The organism is Reyranella sp. (genome assembly GCF_050185545.1).
GTDB lineage: Bacteria > Pseudomonadota > Alphaproteobacteria > Reyranellales > Reyranellaceae > Reyranella.
Window position 1 is genome coordinate 1 of record NZ_JBFWZI010000259.1, and the last position, 8,383, is coordinate 8,383.

Here is an 8,383-nt window from a genome sequence, read left to right on the forward strand (position 1 = left end):
GCTTCGCTGAAAACATTGCGAGCCGGTTTGTCGAAGTGAATCAGCTGGGCGACAACGTCAACGTCGTGTCGAATACCGGAAATGATTGTCGGATCGCCTCCATCCCGGCAAGGCGAACAATTGATGGCAGTAAGCGCTCCTGCAAATGCGGCTTGCGCCTCCACGTTGGAAAAAGTCAGCCGATCATCTACCAGCGGCTGCGCACTTCGACTTAAGACAGCGGCCGGTACCCCAACGCTTTGCAGCAAGCCAACCACGGCCCGGGCATGTTCGCGGCCCGCGATGGTCGACAACGCCGCTGCGCGCTCAAGATGGGGCCGCAGATCGTTGAGAGTGTTGACCGCCTCTTGGCCAACGGGCCCCTTCTCAAAGGCCTTCTCGATGGAGAATACGACGCTGTCGCCGTAGGGCCCTTGAATGACGGTTCCTACACACCAGCCGAGGCCGCGAGGTCTCAGGAACTCGTTGTAGAAGGGATCGGTCGCCAACTCTTCGAAGGTGAATCCATCGAGATCTGTGAGAAATCGCGACTCACGTTTGGAAATGAGCCGATCCCGTGAGTTCCGGTTCACCCATCCGCTCGAAATCCACTCTTTTACAATATGGCAGATTTCGGGAGAAGAAATCCAGCGAAGCAGACCATCCTTGGTCCCGAACAGCAACGCGCCCTCGGCGTCGCTGATCTCGACCAAGTGGTTCAACACGGTATACCAACGCTCAGGAATGATGCTGGCTTGGTTGATCTCCTCGATCGTTAAATTGATGTCGAACACCGAATGCACCCACCCAAGCGACCCAGCGAAGGACTGTGAGGCGAACCTGCAGGCCGATCTCGAGGACTCGCTGGAGCGCATCAAGTCCGCCACACACCACAGGGACAACCATTAGCAGATGAAGTGAAAATATGCTATTACCCAAATAGGTATATGCAACAAAACAGTCACAACTTCCGGTTTGTTACCCTGAGGATATGACCTGGGAACCTCGGCGTTGCTGGAAGGCGCCGTTTCGCAGTAGACGGAGCAGACGATAGCATATAGAAGAATATAGAAAATCTCTGTGCGTGCACTCGCGTGGTTTACACGCCGCCCTTCGTGGATGCTGAACGGCAAGGGTTAGTGCCAATCGCAGGCACGTCCAGTGTACGACGCAGCAGATGAACATTGCTGCGCGGTGCCCAAGCCGGGTGTGACCAAGCCGGCCCTCAGCCAGAGGCTCTAGCCGCACCCGCTGCACAGTCCGACGATTGATCGGCCCAACGAGGCAGGGCGGCCGACATCACCTACATCCTCCCGATCGGTTCGGGCTTGCGGTGCCTGGTCGCGATCATGGATTGGCCAGTCGCGCAGTGCGCGGTGCTGAGTTGGCGGTTGTCGAACACGATGGACCGCACGTTCGGCTCGATGCACTGCAGGAAGTGGCGGCGCGTTTCGGGTTACCGACCAGGACAGCCAATTCACCAGCGCCGCTTTCGCGGCCCGGCAAGCTTCGTGCCCCCACTTTTCGTGTCCGACTTGCGCTTATCAGGCACCATGGGACGAGGAACTCCATAGCGCGCGGCGGCGAGCGGAATGTGGGGGCGGACGTCGAAGAGGTAGACCTGCACTCGCGGTCAGTACGTCCCCGGGTATTGCCCGCCGTCCATCAGCAGGTTCTGGCCGGTGATGTAGCTCGCGTGGACGCTGCACAGGAAGGCGCAGGCGGCGCCGAATTCCTCCGCCGTGCCGAAGCGGCCGGCCGGATGGGCCTTGGCGCCGGCGGCGAATTCCTCCTCGTAGGTCTTGCCGCTGCGCGCGGCGCGGACCTTGTAGGTGCCGCGCAGGCGGTCGGTGTCGAACGGCCCCGGCAGCAGGCCGTTGATGGTGACGCCGTGCTTGACGGTGACGCGGGCCACGCCGGCGACGAAACCGGTGAGCCCGCTCCTCGCGCCGTTGCTGAGGCCGAGAATGTCGATCGGCGCCTTCACCGAGCTCGAGGTGATGTTCACGATGCGCCCGAAGCCGCGCTTCATCATGCCATCGACCGTGGCCTTGATGAACTCGATGGGCGTCAGCATGTTGGCGTCGATCGCCTTGATCCAGTGATCGCGCGTCCAGTCGCGGAAATCGCCGGGCGGCGGGCCGCCGGCATTGTTGACCACGATATCGGGCTCGGGGCACGCCGCGAGCACCTGGCGGCGGCCATCCTCCGTGGTGACGTCGACCGCTACCGGGGTCACCTTCACGCCGGTCTTCTTGACGATCTCGGCCGCCGTCGCCTCGAGCTCCGATTTGGTGCGGGCGTTGATCACCAGATCGACTCCCTCCTGGGCGAGCGCCATGGCGCAGCCCTTGCCCAGCCCCTTGCTCGCCGCGCAGACGATCGCCTTGCGGCCCTTGATGCCCATATCCATCGCTTCGCTCCCTAATTCACGCGGGTCCAGACCTGCGTCTCTCCGAACATCGGCGTCCCGACGAAGCCGCGCAGCCTGAGCTTGCCATCCGGCTGTAGGCTGATGTTGGCGTCGTAGGTCTTGCCGTTCTCACCATTGTAGATCTTGCCGTCCTCGAAGGTGTTGGGGTTCGAGGTCTTGTTGAAGCCCCAGATCAGTGGCATGCCGATCACCTTGCGGCCGCGCAGCGCCGGGTCGGGATTGCGATAGTCGACGGCCGCGTCGGGCGCCACAACCTTGCCATCCGGTCCCTTGGGATTGATCAGCCCGACGACGAAACCGCAGATCGGTCCGCTTGCCGCGTCGGCGCACGCACCGATGCGGACCTGCGCCACGCCGGACGCCGTCAGCCAGGTTCCCATGACCGAGGGTTGCTGCGCCGCAGCCGGCGCGGCGAGCACGCCAAGCATCAGCGCCAACCGCAATGACTTCATCATTCCCTCCTCCCGTGCCGCCTCACGTCTTGCCCGACAGCTCCGTCAGGACATCGGCGGCGAGCCGGCGATCAATCTCCCGCCCCTCGGCCAGGGCCCGCCGATCGAGCGCGGCAACCACGCGGCGCGCCGCGTCGGCCGATCGCTCCATGTGCGACACGAGATAGTGCACGACGCCGGCACCGGCATGCAATTGCCGATCGGCGAGCTGCTTCAGGATGATCGAGCCCAGCAAGTCGTCGTCGGGCGGCGCCACCGCCACCGTGGGTGCCGCGCGCAGCCGCGACGCCAGGTCAGGCAGGCGGATCGACCAGCGCGCCGGCGGATTGGCGGCGATCAGCAGCAGGTGGCCGCGACGCTCGCGCATCAGGTTGTAGAGATGGAACAGCGCACGTTCGGGCGCCCGGTCGGCACCGTCGATCGCGATCGCCGGAAAAGCCGCCGCCATCTCGGCCAGATCGGCCACGCTCTTGTCCTCGAGGGACGCGGCGTCGAGCTCGAGAGCCCGCGCCCGCGCGGCCCAGATGCGTCCGAGATGGGTCTTGCCGCAGCCTGGCGGCCCCGAGAGCGCCAGCACCGGCGCCGGCCAATCGGGCCAGCGATCGATCCAGGCCAGCGCCTCGCGATTGCCCGGCGCCACGACGAAATCGCTGCGGGCATAGGTGGGCGGTGGCAGGGAGAGATCGAAGGTGAGCTGCTTGGCCACCGGCGCCTCACGCCGCACCGCTGCCGCGATAGATCGCGCTCTCGCGATAGCGATGCAGAAGATGGCGGACGATGACCCCGATCACCGCCGCCACCGGCACCGCGATCAGCACGCCGACGAAGCCGAGCAGCGATCCGCCGGCGAGTAGCGCGAACATGATCCAGACCGGATGCAGGCCGACGCGATCGCCGACCAGCTTGGGCGACAGCACGTTGCCTTCCATCGCCTGGCCGAACAGGAAAACGGCGGCGACCTTGGCCACCCCCAGCCAATCGGGCGGGAACTGGACCAGCGCCATGCCGAGCGCCATGACGGCGCCGACGAAGGTGCCGACAAACGGAATGAAGGAGATGGCGCCGGCGATCAGGCCGATCACCAAGCCGAACTGCAGGCCGACCAGCGACAGGCCGATGGCGTAGATCGCGCCCAGCGAGATGCAGACCAGAGCCTGGCCGCGCAAGTAGCCGGCAATGGCGGCGTTCGATTCACGCGCGAGCCGGCGAATCGTGTCAGCGTGATCGAGCGGCAATGCGCTGTCGAGGGAGACCACCACCCGTTGCCAGTCGCGCAGCAGGTAGAACGTCACGACCGGCGTCAGGAACAGCAGGCTGAGCAGGTTGGCCAGGGCGATGCCGCGCTGCGCCACCTGCCCCGCGATCGACCCGAGCAGCGCGAGGACCTGCCCGGCGCGCTGCGAGACTTCGGTCTGGATCTCCTGCAGGCTGAGCGGCGGCAGGTCGAGCCTCTCGCGCACCGGCTCGATCAGCGGCATGACGCGCGTCGCGAGCTTCACCGTGTATTGCGGTGCATTGACGATCAGAGCCTGCACCTGGCTGAACACCGGCGGCATGATCGCCATGGCGACCCCGACCGCCAGCAGGGCGGCGACGATGGTGACGGCGGTGGTCGCCCAGGTACGCGACATGCCCAGCCGCTCGAGGCGGCTCACGACCGGATCGAGGAAATACGCAACGACGATGCCGACGACGAACGGCAGCAGGATGTTGTTCAACAGCCACAGCAGCAACAGGAAGACGACGGCCGCGGCGAGCCAGAACCGCCAGCGCGTGGCCCGGGCGATCTCCATCACGTCGCGGCTTCGCACGACGCGTTCATCGCACCTGCAATCGCCACGTGTCGGCCTCGCGATCGAGCGTCAGGCCGGCCTGCGCCAGGATACGCTGGAGATCCTCCGGCGTGCCGAAATACTCCAGGCGCAGATCGGCCCGGTCGGCCTCGAGGGTGCGCACGACGACGTTCTTGACCGCGGGCACGGCCCCAAGCCGCTGGCGCATCTGCACCCAGTCGCCCAGCGCGCGAATCGGCACGATCACATCGAGCGAGTCCTGCGAATCGCGTCGCACGGTGGCCATGCCACGCCACTGCTCGTCGAGGCGGGCATGAATCTTCCTCGCCGCATCGGGAAGCTGAGTCGCACCGGGCACGGTTTCCTTGGCGATCTCGCTGCGCGCGCCGGTCTGGGCGTCATAGCGCAGGCCGCCGACGGTGAGCGGACCCGCCTCTTTGTCGCCCTCGACGATCGCCACGACGATGACCGGTGTGCGGTAGCGATCGGTGAGCCGCGCCAGCGCCGAGACGTCGCCGACATACGCCTGCTCCGCCGACACCGCATTCTGGTCGAGCTGGTCGCCGCGAATGACTGTGACCGGCACTGCGCTGCCCGCGGTATCGAGGGTCCGCCAGGCCTCGCGCCAAGCATTGCGGTCGTCGAGCGGCTCGACTCCGGCCGGCCCCTTCCACAGCGGGATCACCAGGGCCGGCCGCGTCACGGTCTCCGCGGTCCTGACCCCGCCCTCGCCCAGCCAGGCCTTCACCGGCCCGGGGGCGAAGACCACGTTCAGGGTGGCGATGTAGCGGCCGGGCGCCGAGCGTTCGCGCACGAACTCGACGGCGCGCACCATGCTTTGCAGCCGTGCCTCGTCGGCCGCCGGGATGCGGGCACGATCCTCGGCCGGCACCATGCGCTCGACCAGCATGGCCGCCGCCTTGCGGCGGGCCTCCTGGATTCCCAGCTCGCGCGCCTGGACGGCATCGGCGGCCGAGACGTCGACATTGACGTCGGTTACCGTGAAGTTCGCCGGCCCGCCCTGGGCATGGGCCTCGACGCAGGCGGCGATGGCGACGAGCAGGCCGAGGGCCATCGTGGAAAACCAGCGGTTTGGCAGCATTGCGGGGGTCCGGTTTTTGGCTATGTTCGCGCCTCCTTCTTCTAGCATGCGAACGAGCCCGGCTTGAAGCCCGACGCCCCCGGCCATAACCGGCCGCCCCTCACCTACAAGGACGCCGGCGTCGACATCGATGCCGGCGACGCGCTGGTCGAGCACATCAAGCCCCTGGCCCGCAGCACCAACCGTCCCGGCGTGATGGGCGGCCTGGGCGGCTTCGGCGGGCTGTTCGACCTCAAGGCGGCGGGCTTTCGCGACCCCATCCTTGTCTCCGGCACCGATGGCGTGGGCACCAAGCTCAAGGTGGCGATCGACGCCGGCATCCCGGACACGGTGGGCATCGACCTGGTGGCGATGTGCGTCAACGACATCGTCGTCCAGGGCGCCGAACCGCTGTTCTTTCTCGATTACTACGCAAGCGGCCATCTCGAGGTCGAGACCGGGCGCCGCATCGTGGCTGGGGTGGCGGAGGGCTGCCGGCGCGCCGGCTGCGCGCTGGTGGGCGGCGAGACGGCCGAGATGCCGGGCCTCTATGCCCAGGGCGACTACGATCTCGCGGGATTCGCCGTCGGCGCGGCGGAGCGCGACCGCCTACTGCCGCGCGCCGATATCGTGCCCGGCGACGTCGTGCTGGGTTTGGCATCGGATGGCCTGCACTCCAACGGCTTCTCGCTGGTCCGCCGCATCGTCGAGCGCAGCGGCCTCGACTATCAGGCCCCGGCGCCGTTTGCCGACGGTCCCTTCGGCTCCGCTCAGGGCGGGCCCACCGGATCCGCCCTTGGCACGCTGCTAGGCCAGGCCCTGCTCGCGCCGACGCGCATCTACGTCAAGCCGCTGCTGGCGGCGATCCGCGGCACGGCGGCGATCAAGGGGCTCGCCCACATCACCGGCGGCGGCCTGCCCGGCAACGTGCCGCGCTGCCTGTCTGACGGCCTGCGCGCCCGTCTCGATGCGCGGCGCTGGGCCGTGCCGGCCGTGTTCCGCTGGCTTCGCGAGACGGGCAACGTGCCCACCGACGACATGCTCAGGACGTTCAATTGCGGTCTCGGCATGATCGTCGTGACGGCGGCCGCCGACGCCGGAACGGTCGGCAGGAGCCTGACGGAAGCCGGGGAATCCGTGCACGAGGTCGGCATCGTCGAACGCGGGCCGGACGGCGAAGCCGATTGCGTGATCGATCACGCCGAGAGCCTATGGCGAAGCTGAAGGTCGGCGTCCTCATCTCCGGCCGCGGCAGCAACATGGCGGCGCTGATCGAGGCGGCGAAGGCGGACGACTATCCGGCGGAGATTGCCCTGGTCGTAAGCAATGTCGCCGAGGCGCCGGGAGTGGCAGTCGCCCAAGGGCAAGGGATTGCGACGGCGGTCGTGTCCCATCGCGGCCAGCCCGACCGCGAGACGTTCGATCGCGCGGTGTCGGCCGAGCTCGAGCGGCACGGCGTCGAGCTGGTGGTTCTTGCAGGCTTCATGCGCATCTTCAGCCCATGGTTTCCACAGCGCTGGACGGGCCGGCTGATCAACATCCACCCCTCGCTGCTGCCCGCCTTCAAGGGCCTGCATGTCCAGCAGCAGGCGCTCGACGCCGGCGTCCGGGTGAGCGGCTGCACGGTGCATCTCGTGACCGAGGACCTCGACGGTGGACCGATCATCGCCCAGGCCGCCGTGCCGGTGCTGGCGGGGGATACGGCGGACAGCCTGGCAGCGCGCATCCTGCGCCAGGAGCACCGGCTTTATCCCCTGGTGGTGCGCTGGATCGCCGAGGGCCGCTTGGCGATCGAGGGAGGCCGCGTCAGGGTCGCAGGGGTGCCTGCCGGCGCCACCCTGCTCTTCTCGCCGGAGCCCTAGTTGGCTATAACAACACCACCTTCCACGAGGACATCAATGGCCGACCAGAACGACGATCTTCCCGCCCACGTGCAGACGTACGAATCGTTCAGCAAGATCGTTCTGTTCTCGATCCTGTTGCTCGTGCTGCTGCTCTCCTGCATGGCGCTGGGCCTGGTGGGCAGCCTCGGCCTGCTCGCCACGGTGCTCGGCATCGGCGGCACCATCGCCCTGCTGATCGCCTTCGCCGTTCTGGGCTGACGTCTTCGCCGGGGGCGCGCCACGCCAGTGGCGCGTCTTTTGCGCGATCGATGGAAGGTCGCGCCACTGAAGTGGCGCGCCCCAGCGATTCGATCTACCCCACGATCTCCGCGCCGGCGAAGAAGAAGGCGATCTCGATTGCGGCGTTCTCGGGGGAATCCGAGCCGTGCACCGAATTGGCCTCGATCGATTCGGCGAAGTCCTTGCGGATCGTGCCGGCGGCGGCATTGGCGGGGTTGGTGGCGCCCATGATGTCGCGGTTCTTCGTGATGGCGTTCTCGCCTTCGAGGACCTGAACGACGACCGGGCCAGACGTCATGAAAGTGCAAAGGTCGTTGAAGAACGGCCGCGCCTTGTGCACGCCATAGAACTGCTCGGCCTGGGTGCGGGTCATCCAGATGCGCTTCTGGGCGACGATGCGCAGGCCGTTCTCCTCGAACCGGGCGTTGATCTTGCCGGTCAGGTTGCGCCGGGTCGCGTCCGGCTTGATGATTGAAAAGGTACGTTCGACGGCCATCGGATCCTCGTTTCCCGGTGCTTTT

9 protein-coding genes and 1 pseudogene are annotated in these 8,383 nt (G+C 66.8%); 3 read left to right on the forward strand and 7 right to left on the reverse strand.

The features are described from left to right. The 6 genes and pseudogenes from AB7O82_RS35220 to AB7O82_RS35245 all read right to left on the reverse strand — a co-directional run. A pseudogene (locus tag AB7O82_RS35220) lies at nucleotides 1-773 on the reverse strand (hypothetical protein); the annotation flags it as partial. Between the two features lie 839 nt (nucleotides 774-1,612). After that, nucleotides 1,613-2,392: an SDR family oxidoreductase gene (locus tag AB7O82_RS35225; protein WP_428549980.1), complete on the reverse strand. Its 780-nt coding sequence runs from the start codon at nucleotides 2,390-2,392 to the stop codon at nucleotides 1,613-1,615. A gap of 11 nt (nucleotides 2,393-2,403) precedes the next feature. Further along, entirely contained in the window at nucleotides 2,404-2,868 is a 465-nt protein-coding gene (locus AB7O82_RS35230) for a DUF2147 domain-containing protein (RefSeq protein WP_428549983.1), read from the reverse strand. A 19-nt stretch (nucleotides 2,869-2,887) separates the two neighbouring features. Then, complete coding sequence (locus AB7O82_RS35235) at nucleotides 2,888-3,571, reverse strand: AAA family ATPase (protein WP_428549986.1); 684 nt, start codon at nucleotides 3,569-3,571, stop codon at nucleotides 2,888-2,890. A 7-nt stretch (nucleotides 3,572-3,578) separates the two neighbouring features. After that, nucleotides 3,579-4,676 (reverse strand): AI-2E family transporter, encoded by a 1,098-nt coding sequence (locus tag AB7O82_RS35240; protein ID WP_428549988.1) that lies wholly within the window; start codon nucleotides 4,674-4,676, stop codon nucleotides 3,579-3,581. A gap of 7 nt (nucleotides 4,677-4,683) precedes the next feature. Next, nucleotides 4,684-5,733: a DUF2066 domain-containing protein gene (locus AB7O82_RS35245; protein WP_428549991.1), complete on the reverse strand. Its 1,050-nt coding sequence runs from the start codon at nucleotides 5,731-5,733 to the stop codon at nucleotides 4,684-4,686. 90 nt (nucleotides 5,734-5,823) lie between these two features. On the opposite strand from AB7O82_RS35245, the gene purM reads away from it, so the two are divergent. From purM to AB7O82_RS35260, 3 genes are read left to right on the forward strand one after another with little or no spacing between them, the layout of a single operon-like run. Beyond that, the gene (gene purM, locus AB7O82_RS35250; RefSeq protein WP_428549994.1) at nucleotides 5,824-6,963 is read left to right on the forward strand and encodes a phosphoribosylformylglycinamidine cyclo-ligase; all 1,140 of its coding nucleotides are present in this window, start codon (nucleotides 5,824-5,826) and stop codon (nucleotides 6,961-6,963) included. Continuing rightward, nucleotides 6,951-7,601: a phosphoribosylglycinamide formyltransferase gene (gene purN, locus AB7O82_RS35255; RefSeq protein WP_428549996.1), complete on the forward strand. Its 651-nt coding sequence runs from the start codon at nucleotides 6,951-6,953 to the stop codon at nucleotides 7,599-7,601. The genes purM and purN overlap by 13 nt, the downstream gene beginning before the upstream one ends. A gap of 36 nt (nucleotides 7,602-7,637) precedes the next feature. Next, entirely contained in the window at nucleotides 7,638-7,841 is a 204-nt protein-coding gene (locus AB7O82_RS35260; RefSeq protein ID WP_428549999.1) for an aa3-type cytochrome c oxidase subunit IV, read from the forward strand. 94 nt (nucleotides 7,842-7,935) lie between these two features. On the opposite strand, the gene ndk is transcribed toward AB7O82_RS35260, so the two are convergent. Further along, nucleotides 7,936-8,358 carry a nucleoside-diphosphate kinase gene (gene ndk / locus AB7O82_RS35265; RefSeq protein WP_428550001.1) on the reverse strand — a complete coding sequence of 141 codons (423 nt, stop codon included), beginning with the start codon at nucleotides 8,356-8,358 and terminating at the stop codon, nucleotides 7,936-7,938. Nucleotides 8,359-8,383 lie beyond the last annotated feature (25 nt).